Origin of the sequence: Haloferax sp. Atlit-12N, from assembly GCF_003383095.1 — an archaeon.
GTDB lineage: Archaea > Halobacteriota > Halobacteria > Halobacteriales > Haloferacaceae > Haloferax.
Genome location: NZ_PSYW01000002.1, coordinates 890,463 through 905,906, shown reverse-complemented (window position 1 = coordinate 905,906; position 15,444 = coordinate 890,463). Strand labels below are relative to the sequence as shown.

The following is a 15,444-nucleotide window of genomic DNA, read 5'->3' as shown; positions in this document are numbered from 1 at the left end:
CCCCCTCTCGACAATGGGATTTGACGACCGCCTCGAACTCTTCGTCACGCAGCAGGCTCGGGTGCTGGTCGCCGTGCTCGCTATCGCGGGCGTCGCGTGTCTGGTCGCCGCCGGCTACGTCTTTCTCACGCCGACGACCCAGACGGTGACCGAAGAGACGAACGTGCAGTCGGTCGAGACCGGCGTCGACACGCGAGCGGTCGTCACCCAGAACACGACGCTCTACGAGCGCGGGTCGACGCTGGAGAACCGCTCTGTCTACTTCATGACAATCTCGCCCGACGTGTCGTTCCGCGTCCACACCGACGTTCCAGCGAATCAATCGGTCAACGTCACCCAGCGATTGGTCCTTCGCACCGTCGGCGTCCGAGACGGCTCGCCGTTCTACGAGAACGAGACTGTCCTCGTCGACGACCGGACGACAGTCACCAACGGGACCGCCGTCAACGCGCCCGTAGTCAACGTCTCCACGCTCGACCGCGACCTCCAGCAAAAGCGGACCGAGACCGGTGGCGTCGGACAGTTCAGGACGAGCGTCAACCTCACGGTGACGTACCAGACGGGCTCGTACAGCGGGACGCTCGAAGCGAGCACGCCGCTCGTGTTCTCCGGGCGGGCCTACTACCTCGAACGGTCGCTGGCGGACGACCGGCGGCACTCGACGACCGTCGCGCGGAGCGTGACGCAACCGTCGACCCCCGTCGAGTACGGCAGCCTCGTCGCGGCCGCGCTGGTGCTGTTCGGACTCGCGGGTCTCGTCATCCGCACCGAGTACCGGAGCGACCCCGAGGAACTCCGAACGAAAATCTCGCACAGTCGCCACGAGGAGTGGATTTCCCGCGGTGAGTTCCCGACAGACGCGAACAAGCCGTACATCTCGATTCTCACCCTCGAAGACCTCGTCGACGTGGCCATCGACACGAACCGTCGCGTCATCTTCGACCCCGAAATCGAGACGTACGCCGTCATCGACAGCAGCGAGATATACTACTACTCGCTCGACGAGACGAACACGCACGCGTGGCTCAATCTCTGAGTCGGACCGGGCAAAAACAGCGAACCCTACGGCGGTCGTTCGAGGTTCTCGAACTGGTAGCGGCGGTTCGTCACGGTGTGGTACGCCGCCGAGAGACCGAACGCCGCGACGATGGCGGTCGGGTAGGCGAGAAGCGGGACCGTCCCCGTCGGGAGTACGCCGGCCCACAGGGCCCCCACGACGAGGCCCGACAGCGCCGAGAGGCCGAGGTAGTACACCCCCCACGGAACCGAGTTCTCGGGGACGATGTCCATGTAGATATCGAGGCGCTCCATGCGCTCCGTGAGTTCGACTTCGCCCCGGTCGTATCGGAGGACGCCGGCCTGTTCGAGCCGCGGCAGGTGCGTCTGCTGGAGCGACGTGTAGACGGTCTTTCGCTCGGCGGAGGTCAGGTCCGGAATCTCCTTGTCCTGTTCCCACGCCGCGACCTGCTCTGCGAGGTCGGAGAGTTGGACCGTGCCGTCGGCCCGCTTGCAGTAGTGGAGGGTGTATCGCCGGCGGTGGTTGCTCATCAGGTCGAAAATCTCGTCGCGCGTCAACGCGTCGTCGCCCTCGCTGCCGTCGTCGGCCTCTGAGGCCGACGCGCGGCCGAGCAACCCACCGGCACCGCTGGGACTCATCTATCGACCGTCGATACTGCGCCGCCGCACATAGTTCCTCTGCTGTCAGCGGCCGCACAGATACCGCCTCGCCGGCGTCCCAACGGCATCACCCCGGTTAGTCACCGGAGTCCGACGACTCCCGCTCGACGTGAATCCGTAGCGTGGCGCTGTACGTCTCGGGGTCCGGGAGGTCCTCCAGCGTGCTCGGTCCAGTCCACGGGATGAGGTTGAGTTGGATACCGAACGGGACCGACTCGCCCGGTCCGAGGACTCCCTCTGATCCCGATACCGCCGGGCTCACGTCGAGGAGGTCGTCTCCGTCCGTTCCCGGGGCGAGCGCCTCGTCGCCCGCCGTGACCTGCAGCGCCGCCTCCACGTCTTCGAGTGTCGAGTCCGAAAGCGAGTCGCTCGTCACGTCGAACTCGAAGTAGATGCCGTCGATGTCGACCTCGCTGACGTTGGTGAGGCGGACGATATCCTCGAAACGCGTGATGGCGCGCTTGTTGACGCCGTTCTTGTCGCCGCCGGGGGTGAGTCGTGTCACGTAGCCGGACGAGTTCGTCTCGACGTGAATCGGCGGGTCGTTCGCCGCCGTGAGAGAGAGGTAGTCGGGTGCGACGATGCGAAAACTCGCCCCCGACGTGGACTGGGTCGTCGTCGTGGCGCTCACGCCGAGGACGCCGCCGACGATGAAGAAATTGCTGAGAACGAAGAGAGTCTGGCGGCGTGTGGGCATGGAAACCTCCGTAGGTCGTTAGACTTCGTCCGCAAACACGGTAACTTGGTCGATGAGTTCCATCTGGGTCGCAGTACCGGTCCCAAACCCGCCCGCACTCAGGCCGTACTCCTCGTTCAGGCGCGTGTTGGTCCCGTTGAACTCGATATCGACCTGTACGGTGTCGTTGGTACCGCCGGACGCGTCGAGCGCTACGGTGCTTCCGGTCGTCCCGTCGAGACTGGAGATGACCGTCGAGTCGTGCGTGAACTCGAACACGTCAGTTGCCTCGGATTTGGTCAGCTTGTCACCCGACGTGACCTCCTCGGTGAAGCCGCCGTCGTAGTAGAATCCCATCTCGTAGCTCTGGTCAACGTCGTTGTTCGTCAACTCCACGATGTTCGAGAACGTCTCGTCGGTGCCGACGACGCCGATAATCTGGACGTGAACCATCCCTTGGCCGTTATCAGAGACGGCCGCCAGCGGGAGGTCGTCGACGTCGAGGTTCTCGATTTCGGTGTCGCTGTACAGGCTCCCTCGAATATTCCCGCTCCCGGCCCCGCTCCCGGGGTTCACGTCGACGTTCACGTCGGACCGTTCGGTGATGATACTCATCGACGAGTCGGCGCTCGTACTCGTCGCGTCGAACGCGCCTGTTCCGATTGCCGTGCCGCTGCCGATGGCGAGCGTCCCGATTGCCGCGATGATGTTTCGTCGTTTCATAGATTAGCTGCTAGACTCGGTCGCGACGATGGTCAGACGCGGAGTGTTGTCGCTGCTATTGGTGTCGAATGTAGCGCTACTGTTAGTGAAGCCCTCCATATCTGACGACATCGTGTTAACAGTCACATCGACTCCCGTGGTGGATCCAGAACCGACTGATTGACTGTCCACGGTGAACGTGACGAGAGCGACGTTCTGACTATCCTGGCTGCTATCTTGAATGAGCATCGTCGTGTTCTTGTTCGCTGACGGCGACGAGCCGGGAGCTGCCGTAGAGACACCAACTGTGATTGTCTCGTCTTCTGCAGAGTTGTTTCCGATAGTAAGTACATCACTAAGCGTCGTGATCGCTTCTTGGTTGAAGCCACTACCAGCGTTACTTGAGGCGTCTGTACCAACCGAACCGAGATCGATCGTCAGCGTTCCATCGCTGCTGTCATCGGTCACATATTCGCCATCGCCAGTAATGGACAGGAACGCGCTCCCGTCGCCGGCCGTGCTCACACTCACTTCACGCGCCGCACTCACGGTCGTAAACGCTCCCGTTCCGACGAGTGCGCCACCGCCGCCGACGAGTGCTCCGAGTCCGATCAAGATGTTGCGTCTGTTGATTGCCATGGTTGTATTCTCCCTGACACAGGTGACTGCGTCGTTATCTCTTCCATCAGGTCCTACCCACTTTGTATTCCGGTGCTTGAACGAGTTCTCGGTCGCCGTTCCGTTCGACAAGCCCGGCTTTCTCCCCGGCGACCCCCGTTCAAGCCCACCTTTCGGGGCGCATGTTCGACGTTCAAGCGAGAATTTAAGACCGAGAAACCAGCTCGCAGTCTGTCGATTTTCGTTCGAACTCGACGTTCGTGATGCCTCTTTGCACGGCTCTTGGTGACACGGTTCTCGAACCGTAACATCATTGGACACGACATACTAGCACATCGGAAGCGATGGTCCCCCACATCGTGACGCGTGACGGACTCCGCCGACTCCCGCGCGCCCGTTCTCCGGGCCCCGAAAGACGGACGGAACGGCGATAGGTAATTACGGGTTCACACGTAGTGTTTCACACACGCCGTGAAACTCAGCGACGTCCTCGAATACGCGGTGCTCGGACTCCTCGTCCTCGCCGTCGTCGCGCTTCTGTTCGGGCAGGCGCTCGGCCAGCCGGTGCTCCTCGGTTACGTCGAGACGGGGAGTATGGCACCGACGATGGAGCCCGGCGACGGCTTCATCGCGGTCCCCTCGGTCCTGCTCGAAGACCCCGAATCCGGCGACGTGGTCGTGTTCAACGCGCGTGAACTCCACGGCGGCGGGCTGACGACCCACCGGGTGGTCAGGTGGACCGAAGAGGGGTACATCACGCGCGGCGACGCCAACCCCTTCACCGACCAAGAGAGCGTCGAGCCGCCGGTCAAGCGGTCCCAAATCGTCGCCGAGGCGCTCCAGGTGAACGGAAACGTCGTCGTCATTCCGCAACTCGGTGCCGTCGTGGGGGCGGTGAACGGGCTCGCAACCGGCGCGTTCGACCTCCTCGGGAGCCTCCCGGGCTTCGAGAGCGCCGCCGACGGGGAGCCATCACCCATGTTCCTCGTCGCCATCGGTGGGATTCTCATCGCGCTGAGTCTCGTGTTCGACGGCTCCGGTGGCGGGCGCAAACAGAGTTCGCACAGCCGTCGCCGCCCGGACTACTACACGAGCGGCGTCGTTCTCTTCCTGCTCGTCGTCATCGTCGTCACGCCCGCGACGCTGAGTATGGTTCTCGGGTCGGGGCCGACGGAACTGACCATCGTGAGTTCCGAGTCGCCGAACGAGAGCCCGCTCGTCGTCGGCGTCGGCGAGACGGCGGTCATCGACTACACGCTGACGAACAACGGCTACGTCCCGATTATCACTGTCCTCGAATCCCGTGACCCGGGCGTCTCCTTTGGTCAGTCCGTGCTCACGGTTCCGGGGAAGGGGTCGCGAAACACGTCGCTCACCATCCAAGCGCCGGACCAGACCGGCGCGTACGACCGCGAAATACGCGAACAGCTGTACGTTCCCGTGCTCCCGCAGACAGTCATCCTCGGCTTACACGAGGTTCATCCGTTCCTCGCAATCGCGGCTATCGACGCCGTGTTGGCGTTCGCGACGCTCCTCGTGAGCGTCCTCGCGCTCGGTCTCGGCCCGATTCGGCTGCGCTCGACGGGCCGGAACGTCTCACTCGTCGAGCAGTTCAGACGCAAGTATCTGTGAGTGCGCTGGACGCCGATAGTCTGCAACGTCCGCGCGCTCCCGACTACGACTACCCGCGAACCTGTCCGGCGCTCGGCGTTCCGGTCACTCCCGCGTCGCCGGGGTCGTAGTCGAGGGTGTCGTCCCGGTCCCGGACTTCGAGGCCATCGACCGAGAGCGTCGCCGAGGCGTCGCCGAGTTCGACGGTGAGTTCGGCGTTCGTGGTTCGCAGGCTCGCGTCGCGAAGGAACACGTCGCCGGCGGCCGAAAGCGACACGTCCGCGTTCGTCGTCTCGAAGACGCTGTCGTTCGCGCGGAGTTCGCCCGCGGATTCGACGGTAATCTGCGCGTTCTTCGTCTCGACCGTCGCGCCGTCGAGCGTCATGTCGCCGGCCCCTGACTGAAGGTCTATCTGAGCGTTCTTCGTCTCGATGGACGCGCCCGCGGCACCGACGCGCTCGCCAGTGAGGTCAATCTGTTTCTCCCCGTGGACCGTCGCGTCCTCGATGTCGAGGAGGCCGTCGTCGGCGTCGAGCGAAATCCGTCCGTTGACGACCGTAATCGAGGCGTTCCGCGCCGACACCGTCTCCCCGCTCACCTCGATGTCTCGGTTCCGGTTCTGGAGGCTCGCGTCGCGGATGTCCACCGAACCGTCGTCGGCCGCGAGTTCGATTTTTCCGTTTCGCGTGCTGATGGCCGCGCCGCGGGCCTGAACCGACTCGCCCGAGACGGTGACCTTGCCGTTCTGGTTGTCGAGCGTCGCTCCCGTGACGTTCACGGGGCCGTCGTCGGCCGCGAGGTCGATTTCGTCATTCGTGTTCCGGATGGTCGCGCTCCCGGCCTGAATCGTCTCTCCGGTCAGTTCGACCTTGTCGTTTTTCCCGCGAACCGTGCTCTCGCGCACGTCGAGCGTCCCGTCGTCGGCCGCGAGTTCTATCTTCCCGTTCTTCGCGTCTATGGTCGACCGACGGAGCGTTATCGACTCGCCCGAGACGGTGACCTCGCCCCAGTCGGAGACGACGGTGACGTCGGTGAACTCGATGCTCGTCTCAGCCTCGATATCGACCGAGTCACCGCTCGTGAACGTCGTGTGCCTGACGACGACGCGTTTGGCCGAGATGTCGATAGCGCGCCAACTGTTGTCGATAGTTCCGTTGTCGGTCCCGACGACGAGCACCGCATCGTCGTCGTCGAACGTCGCGACTTCCTGTTCGGTCAGGACGCGCTCGCCATCGTCGTAGGCGATGTCCTCGTCGGTGTCGACGTACGCGACGCCGTTCGACGGCCCCGAGGGGTTGCCGTCGCCGCCATCGCCGCCATCGCCGCCGTCGCCGCCATCACCACCATCGTTGCCACCGCCGTTGCCGGGATTGCCACCGCCGTTCCCGCTCGTGCAATCGTACTCGACTCGCGCTTCGAGCGTCGCCCCGGAGATGGAGACGCCGTCCGCCTGCGCCGAGTCGACTTCGACGATGAGTGTCGCCACGCCGCTGCCCGTGTTCGGTCGCCGGCAGTAGGCCGTCACCTGGTGTTCGCCGCCTCGTCCGAGCGTCGGCGACCCGTCGGACTGTGCGAGCGAGAGGGCGTTCGTGTCCAAGCGGGCGCTGTACTCGACCGTCACGTCGGTGCCGAGGTTGTTCACGATTGACCCGACCGTCACGGCGTTGCCGCGGCCGGGGCGCGTCACGACCTCGCCGGTCGGTTCGAGCGCGACGAGGGCCCGGTCGTCGCCGACGACCGAGACGTCGACCGGCCGCTGTCCGGAGACCGAGCTAAAACTGCCCGTCGGAACCGCGGCGAGCGTGACGCCGAGCACCGCGATGAGTATCCCGGCGTACCACAGGTTCTGATTCATGTGACGGTCTCCAGAGACTACCTGCTCCTTGGGCGCGGAGCGTCTTGTACACACCGGACTGCCGGGGGTCGGCTGTGTAGCCGTTCTCCTGTCGCTCGGCGCGTGAGGACAGTCTCGACTGGGGAGCGTTAGTTTCGCCCCGTAAAGGGGTGACCGAACCTAAGGGGAAGGGGGGAAGGGGGGATGAGTTCGGTCAATTGGATGCGTCCGAGGGGTTACTCTGTACGGTGCTGCATCCAACTGAACACAGCCACTTCGAATATATAAATCATTCTGATTGTCAGCTTGGAGAACAATCTCTCGGAAAGGTGTAACGAAGTTATCTTTGTTACAGCTAATGAAACGACTATGCTTCTCGGTATCGTCTCACCTGGTATGACGGAACACACATCGGCACGACGGCCCAGCGACGCACTCGACCGGGCGACGGCCCACGTCGACCGCGCCGAGGAACTCCTGTGGGAGTGCGCTCGCGACCTCCCGGACGACGCAGACGACGAGTTCGACCGACTCTTCGAACGGTTGTGGGCCGTACAGAACGAACTCAGACGGGTCTCGTTCTCGGCCGCCGACGCGGCCGACGAGGAGGAGCAGACGATGGTCCCGTTCGACTTCCCGTCGACCGGCAACTGACACGTCCCGGCTGGGTCGTGCCGGTGACTACTCCGCTTGCCGTTCCAACCACTCTCTCGCGTCGCTGACGAGGTCTGATAGTGCCTCCTCGATGGGCCCCTCGTCCGCGAGGTTCACGCTCCAGGTGACCTGCGACTGTACCGCTTGGAGGTTGAGCATCGTATTCTGGATTCGCGACGCCAGCACCACCGGGACCGTCGCGTCGAACCGCCGGATACCCTTGACCGCCTCGACGCCCTCGAACACCGGTGGGGCGTGAAGGCAGATGACGAGATGGGCCGGTGCCGCGGTCAACCGTTCGAACAACTCTTGATTCGACTCCACGAACTCCACGTCCACGTCGGACTGTGCCATCGCCGACCCCGCGGGTTGCGGGCCGTACGCGAGGATGCGCGGCGTCGCCGCTATGCTTGTCTCAGACACGCACCTAGCTGTTCACCGAGAGAGTATTTGACACTTTCTCCGGAACGAATCGCCGCCGGCCGCACCCCCGCTCCGGCGGCGGTCTGCGACGCGACCGGGTTAAAACAACGTATCGAGGCGCTCGTCGACGACTGCCTCCGCGTCGTCCCCGCCGTCACCGCCGTCACCGCCGGTCTCGCGGTCGCGGCGGTCGCGCTCGGCCTCGACGGCGGTCGACTGGATTTCGGACACGCGGTCGCTCCGCGACACGTCGCCGAGGAGGACGAGCACGCCGACGTGGTTCGACTCGGGGAGCGGGTAGTCGCCGCCGCGGACCTCCATGCTCCCGGTCTGCTCTTCGACCCACGTCCGACTCCGCTCGATGGCCTTCCGGTTGAGCCACTCGGGCGGGCCGCTGACGACGACCAATCCCCGGGACGCGGAATCCACGTCACACGGGAGGGTGAGCCGACCGAGCACCGCCTTCCGCGTCTGGGTCGTGATGCGGTTGATAGAGTCGAGTTCGTCCACCGACGACGACCCGCCGCCCAACAGCCCCTTGATGCTGAACCCGCCGCCGTCGTCGCTCTCGGGGAGTTCGCTCGCCGCGTAGCCGATAGTCGAGATGCCGCCGCCGCGGAGGGTGTTGATGACCTCCGAGGAGTCGACGACGCTCTCGCCGACCGTTCCCGACTCGCTTACCTCGCCCGAGGCGAAGAGGATGCCGAGGCGTCGCACCAACTCTTCGTTCATCGAGTCGTGGGCCGCCGCGACGTCCTCGCCGGCGTGCGCCCACGCCCCGTTGTCGAACGCGAACACGTGGTCGGTCACGTCGACGAACGTCTTGAGCGACCGCGCGGCGTTGCGCGAGTAGAGTGCGCCCTCGTCTGCGGCGGGGAGGATGCCGACGCCGTAGATGGGCTGTTCGTAGATGCGCTGGAGGTGCTTCGCGAGCACGGGAGCCGCACCGCTTCCCGTGCCGCCGCCGAGTCCGGCGAAGATGAGAAACGCGTCGGCCGTGGAGGTCGGCGACCCGTCGGTGCCGCGAAGGAGCTGTCGGCTGTCGCGCTCGGCGAGTTCCGCGGCGAGTTCGTTGTCCGCGCCGACGCCGTGACCGCTCACCTCGTCCGCGCCGAAGAGGATGCGATTCTCCTCGGGGACATTATCGAGGCCGCGGAGGTCCGCCGACGCGGTGTTGTACGCCACCGCGTCGACGACGTAGTCGGCGTTCGTGCGCTGTTCGTACCGAAGGAGGGCGTCGAGGACGTTCCCACCCGCTTGTCCCACTCCGAAGCAAAGGACCTTCATCGTCTCTCTGTGGCACGCCATCGATGGTGAATCTTCTGTTAGCGGACTGTCACCCGTAGTTCTTCGGCCCCGCCGCCGACGGGGTAGTTCTATACGACCCGGGTGAGAATTATCGGCAAACTGCATGACCTGTCCGCGGTGTTCACAGCCACTCTCGACGCTCTCGTTCGACGGCCGCGCAGCGCGCTACTGCGAGCGGTGCGGCTTCGTCGGCGTCGAGACGGTCCACGAGCGCGACGCGCCGAACCGAGAGTCGTGGGACGACGCGATAGCCCGCTTTCACGCGCGGGCGGTCCGCGAGGCGCGCGAGCGGGAGGAGGTCGTGGCGGCTGGAGACGAAGGCGGTAACGACGTGTCTGCTGACGGCGACAACGAGTCTGCTGACGACGACAACGAGCCCGCTGACGACGATAACGAGTCCGAACCCGAGGGCAACGAGGCTGACGCCGCCAACGGAGAAGCCGCCGCAGTCACCGACGAGAGCGACGCGACTGAAGGCGTCGCTGACTCCGGGGCCGTCGAGGCCGACGAGACGGGTGACAGCGACGCCGCTGACCGCGAGTCAAGCGACTACCAGCGCAAAAACGGGGAGGACGGCGACCGCGGGGACCGCACGGGAGACGAGTAACGCGCTCGCTCGCGCGCTCCCGGCGGCGCGTCGACCTCGGTCGTGACGTACTGTCCGGTCGGGTGCGTCAGTTCGGGTCGGCGCTCAGTTCGATTCCGGCGCGGCTTCCGCTTCGGGTTCCGGTTCGGGTTCGGAGGCGCTCCCGTCGGACTCCTCTTCGGAGCGGGCGGCGACGAGCGACCCGCGGGCGACGCTGTACAGCGGGCGGTCGATGCTCCGGACCTCGTTGACGGAGAACGGAATCGTCGAGTCTTCGAGGTGGTGTTCGAACAGCTCCTCGAAGCCGTCGGGGCTGGAGGTGCCGCCGGTGACGACGACGGGCACGTCGAGGCCCTCTTCGATGTCTTCCTCGTCGACCTCGCGCTCGATGTTCTCGATAACGTAGTCGAGGAGGTTCTCGTAGTAAATCGAGAGCGCGCCCTCGACGCCGCCGACGTCCGTGCGGAAGTCGAGCTGGAAGTCGTCTTCCTTGATGGACGTGACCTTGTCGACGGCCGTCCCGGTGGCCTGTGCGGTCTGCTGGTCGATCCAGTCGCCGCCGCGGGCGATGGAGAACTGCATGACTGGCACCGCGTAGTACGCCAGACAGATGTTCGTCATGCCCGCGCCGAACGAGACGCCGAGGCCGGTGAAGTTGTTGTCGGCGAGTTCGCTGTAGATGACCGCCATCCCCTCGTTGATGGGTTCGGGGTCGTAGCCCATGTCGCCGAGCATCGATTCGAGCGTCTTGTCGTGATACAGCGTCGAGAGGTCCGAGTCGATGGGGTCCGCCGGACTCGAATAGAAGAGGCGCTCGTTCGGCCGGGAGGGCGAGCCGACGACCTGCTCGATGATGAGCTTGATCATCGGAATCGCGGAGGACTCCTCGCTGGAGAGGATGCCGTGTTGCATCGGCCGGCGCGTCTCCTTGCCGAAGATGTTCGCGAAGTTGAGCGCGTCGTCGCCGACGACGTACACTTTGTCGTCCTTGCGGATGTGGAGCACGTCGCTTCGCGAGAGCATCTGCTCCGCCATGTCGCTGTAGTCGATTTCGACGAACGAGTTTCGCTGCTGGACAAATACGGTCTCACTTCCATCCTGGCTCGCGGACAGGATGTTCATGGTACCTACGTCAAGGCCTTTCGCCATACCTCACGCGTCGTAGGGCTGTCGCATAAATCTGTATGCGGTTTTGACATTCACTTCTGCCAATGAATCCAACGCCGAACCGATAGCCCGGCGTCCCGCGACGACTCAGGAGAACAGTCCGCGAATTCGGTCGACCACGCCGTCCGAGTCCTCGCGTTCGGCCTCCGCCTGCTGTTGCTTCCGAAGCTCGGCCAGCGCGGCGGCCTGGTCGTCCGTGCTGTCGCCGACCGCCGTGTCCTTCTTCCCGCCGCGGAGCCCCTGCAGCCCGGCGACCGCGTCGTCGACCCCGCCGCCGCGCGTCTCGGTCACCTTGGCGTTCTCGAAGCTCGCCCGGTCCACGTCGTCGACGGCGGAGGTATCGAGCTTGAGGCGGGTGGTCTCGGTCTTGCGGACGCCGCCCCACGACAGTTCGGTGTTCGACATCGCCTCGTCCATGTCGCGGCGGACCTGCGCGGAGACGGCTTCCTCGTCCTCGCCGTCGTCGGCCGTGTCGGTCTCCGCGTCGTTCCTGCCCGTAGCGGAGCCGCTCGTCCTCGCACGGGCGAGTTGGAAGCCGACGAGCGACGTGCCGCTGGCGGCGACGACCGCCACCGCGCCGAGCGAGTAGATGCCGACGATGCGGCCGCTCCGGTCGGCACTCGCGGAGACGTTCCAGTTGTGGGGGTACGCGCCGACGAACTGGACGACGGCGACCGCACAGACGAGGAGTCCAGCGGCCGCGAGGACCGTCGGGAACCGGTACTGGGAGGGAAGCAGGACCACGACTGAGACGAGGAGGAGGGGAATCCCGAGCGCGCCGGTGACGCCCGCGACCTCGCGGAGTTCGTACTTGAAGATGTTCTCGGGCGGGATGCCGCCGCTCCACACCACCGCCGCGAGCGCGACGGCGAGCAGTCCGATAGCCGTAAAGAACAGCGCGAAGCCCGCGTAGACGGTCGTCTCGTCGGGGTCGGCGTCGACGTACCGCCGGTAGAGGGCGATGAGGGTGTTCTGCCCGTCACTCGACATGCCTCAGACCACTCTCCGGCGCGACATATAATGTTCGCCGGGTTCGGGGTTCGTACCGCCGCCGGCGTCCGAACCGACGCCCCGCCACGACCCACCGCCGTCCCGTTATTCCCCGCCGAGTTGCTACTGCCCGCCGGCGGGTTCGACGGACATGTCGTAGGCCGCGACCGTGTCGCCGAGGGTCGCCTCGGTGAGCGTGGGGTCCGCGTCGAACCGCGCGCTGGTGAATCGGGCGGGGCCGCGGACGACGGTGTCGCCGAAGGCCGCAGCGTCCGTCACGTGCGTGTACGCGAAGTCCAGTCGGCCCTCGATTTCCACCCCGAAGACGAGCGACTCGACGGTGCAGTCGGAGAAGTCCACGTCGTGCGCGACGTGGACGCCCGAACAGAACACCTCGTCGCCGAAGCGCGCGTGGTCGCAGACGACGCTCCCGCCGACCGTGGTTTCGACCACGCGAACCGGCGAGTCGGCCGAACAGACCGCGTCGGAGAAGTCGAAGCCGCCGGCGACAGTCGCGCGGACGAACGACGCCGGTCCCGACTCGAACCGCGCGCTCCGGAAGCGGAGCGCCCGCCCCTCGACGGTCGCGTTGTCGAAGGAGACCGGGCCACCGAACGCGCTGTGCGTGAAGTCAACGGTCCCGTCGCGGGCGGTGAGCCCCGTGCAGTCGACCGGGCCACCGAACCCGGCGCTCGTCGCGTCGATACCGCCGTCCACGGTGAGTCGGGTCGAGTCGAGTTCGCCGTCGACCGTCAGGTGTTCGAGCGAGAGGCCGTCGCCGACAGTCGCCGACGTGGCGACGATGCTCCCGCGGACGCGGCAGTGCGCGAGGGAGAGCCGACGGTCGCACGTGACGTTCCCGAGGTCGAGACGGCCGCCCAGTCGGGTGTGGGAGAACCACGCCGGCCCGCCGAAACGAGCCTTCGCGAGCGACACGCCGTCGTCGACGACGCCCTTCCTGAACGTCGCCCCGGCCTCGAAGCGTGTCTCGGTCGCCACGACCGCCCCCGCGCTGAAGCCAGTCGCGTCGAATCGCTCGCCGAACCGCGCCCCGTAGAGCACCCAGCGGCCGCCGACCTGCAGGTTGCGACAGACGACCGCCGCGGGCGCGTCGAGTCGCTGCATGCACACCGCGCCGCCGACCGAGACGCGGTCGAGTCGGAGCGCGCCGCCGAGCGCCGCGTCGCGCAGGTCGATATCTCCTTTCACCATCGCGCCGCGGAAGTCAAGCGGCGCGTCGGACGCGAGCGTCAGCCCTGCGAGGTCGATGCGCTCGAACGTTCCGCCCACGAACGCCGACGGTCGCTCGGGGTCGGCAATCGCCTCGCGGAGCGCCTCGGTGACGGCCGCGGACCGCGTTTCGTCGACAGGGCGGTGAAAGAGACAGCGGTCGGCCGCACCGCTCGCGGGGTGCGGACACCGCCACACCGATGGCGATTCGTCGGCACCCGTCTCGTCGGCGGCGTCGAAGACGTGCTTGTAAGCACAGCGAGCGGGGCGTTCCACGTCGCTCGACCGTTCGTCGTTATCACGTAAATAGATTGTCACGACATCGAGAACGTCCGGATTCTCCCTCGTCGCCGACCCAGTCGGTTGACCTGATTACCGCTCGATGAAGGGCGCGCCGGCTTCCGCGTCGCCGACGACGGCCGAAAACGTCGCCGCGAACTCGAAGTCGCGGACGGGGAGCGTGACCAGTCGAACCGTCTCGCCGGTGCTGTCGTGGAAGCCGACCACGGTTCGGTCCGATTCGAGTTCGACCGAGCAGCCGGCGAAGACGGGGCGGTTGAGCTGTATCGTCCGCACCTCCCGGACTTCCTCCGGGGTCGCCTGCTCGCCGTCGTGTCGAATCTGGACGAGTCGCGTCTCGGTCAGAAGCACCGTCATCTCCTCGTAGTGGCTGACCGACCGGAGCGTCTCGTGCTCACCGACGAACTCGTGAATCGACTCGTAGAGGCTCATACGTCGCCTACTCGACCCACTCGTATCAACGTATCTACAACAGTTTTCGCGTCTCTCGACCGTCAGTGCGGGTCGCGAACGTCGCGACTCGCAGCCTGAACGGTTTGGGCCCAACCGTCTGTCAGAGGCGTGCAGGCGGGACGGGCCCCGTGGCTGGGCAATCGTGCTGTCCACATCCTGACCAACACGACCGCCCGCTATACGGTCGTCGTGCAGAGTATATCAACATATGTGCTCGTTGGCCGCGTGGACGGTCGAAAACCGGTGTTCGAATCAGTCGGCGGCTTCGATACCGGGGTCGCCCGTCAGGACGATGATGTCGGCCATCCCCCGAACGGACCTAAACGGGACCCGAATCCCCCGCGGGCCGACTTCCATTCCCTCAGGTGGGTCTTCGACCGAGACGAGAAGCGCGGTCACGCGGTCGGCGTCGAGGTCGACACAGAGGTCGACGGCCTCGCCCAACCGGTTCCCCGAGGCGGTGTACACGGGGCGGCCTTCGATGCTCGGAATCGGTTCGATGCCCGTCGGTGACTGGGGGACCATACCTACGCCATCGAACGTGTCAATGAAAAATACCTCGGTCGATTCGAGCGGTTCGACCCTGAGCCTATCAAGGGGCGAGGGTTTCCAGTCCAGACGAATACCGCGGAACAGTCGCCGATAGAGGACGTGAGAGGCCAGTATTAATTCGTGTCGATATGTATTTAGGTTCGCCTAATAAACATGACTCTGGTCAGGACGAACTGAGCCTCGGTGTTCCTTCCATAGACCCACCACCACTACCGAGGCCGACTGACCACTTTCTTACCTTCGAAGCCAACCGTGAGTAGGCGTCGGTCCCCCGCGCTCAGTCCGCAAGCGCCGTCGCCGAACGACGGGGGTCGCTCTCGGCCCGACGTGGTCCGGGCTTCACATTTATGTTGTTGAATATACATTTGTTCGTATGGTAACCAATCCGGTACGTGCCTACGGCGCGCTGATCGTCGTCGTCGCGGCGGCGGTCAGCGGTGCCGTCATCCTCTCCGGTTTCGTCGCTATCGACCTCGTACTCGACACGGTCACGGTGTGGGGATACATGGCTGCGGTCGGCGTGATGGTCGTCTGCGCGGTCGTCAGTTGGCTAACCGACCTCCCCGGTATCCTGTCGAACGAGTTCGGTAGCGGCGGTCGGTGAGACAACGCGGGAGCAGTCGCTCCCGCGTGGCCAGTTGGAAAAAGAAACGCCGTTGGGTC

17 protein-coding genes are annotated in these 15,444 nt (G+C 65.2%); 5 read left to right on the top strand and 12 right to left on the bottom strand.

Going from position 1 to position 15,444, the window contains the following annotated elements; translation table 11 throughout:
• Positions 1 to 13 precede the first annotated feature (13 nt).
• Positions 14 to 1,036, top strand: a complete 1,023-nt coding sequence (locus tag C5B90_RS12770) for a DUF5305 domain-containing protein (RefSeq protein ID WP_115881979.1) — start codon at positions 14 to 16, stop codon at positions 1,034 to 1,036.
• A 26-nt stretch (positions 1,037 to 1,062) separates the two neighbouring features.
• Here C5B90_RS12770 and C5B90_RS12765 read toward each other — a convergent pair whose 3' ends face one another.
• From C5B90_RS12765 to C5B90_RS12750, 4 genes are all read right to left on the bottom strand, one after another.
• Positions 1,063 to 1,656 carry a hypothetical protein gene (locus C5B90_RS12765; protein WP_115881978.1) on the bottom strand — a complete coding sequence of 198 codons (594 nt, stop codon included), beginning with the start codon at positions 1,654 to 1,656 and terminating at the stop codon, positions 1,063 to 1,065.
• A 97-nt stretch (positions 1,657 to 1,753) separates the two neighbouring features.
• Complete coding sequence (locus tag C5B90_RS12760) at positions 1,754 to 2,374, bottom strand: hypothetical protein (RefSeq protein WP_115881977.1); 621 nt, start codon at positions 2,372 to 2,374, stop codon at positions 1,754 to 1,756.
• A gap of 18 nt (positions 2,375 to 2,392) precedes the next feature.
• The gene (locus C5B90_RS12755) at positions 2,393 to 3,076 is read right to left on the bottom strand and encodes a hypothetical protein (protein ID WP_115881975.1); all 684 of its coding nucleotides are present in this window, start codon (positions 3,074 to 3,076) and stop codon (positions 2,393 to 2,395) included.
• A gap of 3 nt (positions 3,077 to 3,079) precedes the next feature.
• Positions 3,080 to 3,694 carry a hypothetical protein gene (locus tag C5B90_RS12750; protein WP_115881974.1) on the bottom strand — a complete coding sequence of 205 codons (615 nt, stop codon included), beginning with the start codon at positions 3,692 to 3,694 and terminating at the stop codon, positions 3,080 to 3,082.
• Positions 3,695 to 4,144: 450 nt separating this feature from the next.
• On the opposite strand from C5B90_RS12750, the gene C5B90_RS12745 reads away from it, so the two are divergent.
• Entirely contained in the window at positions 4,145 to 5,305 is a 1,161-nt protein-coding gene (locus tag C5B90_RS12745) for a signal peptidase I (RefSeq protein WP_115881972.1), read from the top strand.
• 49 nt (positions 5,306 to 5,354) lie between these two features.
• Here C5B90_RS12745 and C5B90_RS12740 read toward each other — a convergent pair whose 3' ends face one another.
• Complete coding sequence (locus C5B90_RS12740) at positions 5,355 to 7,139, bottom strand: hypothetical protein (RefSeq protein WP_115881970.1); 1,785 nt, start codon at positions 7,137 to 7,139, stop codon at positions 5,355 to 5,357.
• 375 nt (positions 7,140 to 7,514) lie between these two features.
• Between C5B90_RS12740 and C5B90_RS12735 the strand changes: the two genes are divergently transcribed.
• Positions 7,515 to 7,772 carry a hypothetical protein gene (locus C5B90_RS12735; protein WP_115882532.1) on the top strand — a complete coding sequence of 86 codons (258 nt, stop codon included), beginning with the start codon at positions 7,515 to 7,517 and terminating at the stop codon, positions 7,770 to 7,772.
• A 27-nt stretch (positions 7,773 to 7,799) separates the two neighbouring features.
• Here the strand turns inward: C5B90_RS12735 and C5B90_RS12730 are convergent, their stop codons facing one another.
• Together C5B90_RS12730 and C5B90_RS12725 are read right to left on the bottom strand one after the other, a co-directional pair.
• Positions 7,800 to 8,195 carry a histidine kinase gene (locus C5B90_RS12730; protein WP_115881968.1) on the bottom strand — a complete coding sequence of 132 codons (396 nt, stop codon included), beginning with the start codon at positions 8,193 to 8,195 and terminating at the stop codon, positions 7,800 to 7,802.
• Between the two features lie 99 nt (positions 8,196 to 8,294).
• The gene (locus tag C5B90_RS12725; protein WP_115881966.1) at positions 8,295 to 9,482 is read right to left on the bottom strand and encodes a tubulin/FtsZ family protein; all 1,188 of its coding nucleotides are present in this window, start codon (positions 9,480 to 9,482) and stop codon (positions 8,295 to 8,297) included.
• A gap of 124 nt (positions 9,483 to 9,606) precedes the next feature.
• Between C5B90_RS12725 and C5B90_RS12720 the strand changes: the two genes are divergently transcribed.
• Positions 9,607 to 10,110: a zinc finger domain-containing protein gene (locus C5B90_RS12720; protein WP_115881964.1), complete on the top strand. Its 504-nt coding sequence runs from the start codon at positions 9,607 to 9,609 to the stop codon at positions 10,108 to 10,110.
• 84 nt (positions 10,111 to 10,194) lie between these two features.
• Here C5B90_RS12720 and C5B90_RS12715 read toward each other — a convergent pair whose 3' ends face one another.
• From C5B90_RS12715 to C5B90_RS12695, 5 genes are all read right to left on the bottom strand, one after another.
• Positions 10,195 to 11,211, bottom strand: a complete 1,017-nt coding sequence (locus C5B90_RS12715) for a cell division protein FtsA (RefSeq protein WP_042663325.1) — start codon at positions 11,209 to 11,211, stop codon at positions 10,195 to 10,197.
• 132 nt (positions 11,212 to 11,343) lie between these two features.
• Entirely contained in the window at positions 11,344 to 12,246 is a 903-nt protein-coding gene (locus tag C5B90_RS12710; RefSeq protein ID WP_115881962.1) for a permease, read from the bottom strand.
• 123 nt (positions 12,247 to 12,369) lie between these two features.
• Positions 12,370 to 13,752, bottom strand: coding sequence for a pentapeptide repeat-containing protein (locus C5B90_RS12705; RefSeq protein ID WP_199517488.1), 1,383 nt, complete (start codon positions 13,750 to 13,752; stop codon positions 12,370 to 12,372).
• A gap of 96 nt (positions 13,753 to 13,848) precedes the next feature.
• Positions 13,849 to 14,208, bottom strand: a complete 360-nt coding sequence (locus C5B90_RS12700; RefSeq protein WP_115881960.1) for a hypothetical protein — start codon at positions 14,206 to 14,208, stop codon at positions 13,849 to 13,851.
• Between the two features lie 273 nt (positions 14,209 to 14,481).
• The gene (locus C5B90_RS12695; protein ID WP_115881958.1) at positions 14,482 to 14,754 is read right to left on the bottom strand and encodes a PRC-barrel domain-containing protein; all 273 of its coding nucleotides are present in this window, start codon (positions 14,752 to 14,754) and stop codon (positions 14,482 to 14,484) included.
• 400 nt (positions 14,755 to 15,154) lie between these two features.
• Between C5B90_RS12695 and C5B90_RS12690 the strand changes: the two genes are divergently transcribed.
• The gene (locus tag C5B90_RS12690) at positions 15,155 to 15,385 is read left to right on the top strand and encodes a hypothetical protein (RefSeq protein ID WP_115881956.1); all 231 of its coding nucleotides are present in this window, start codon (positions 15,155 to 15,157) and stop codon (positions 15,383 to 15,385) included.
• Positions 15,386 to 15,444: the final 59 nt, after the last annotated feature.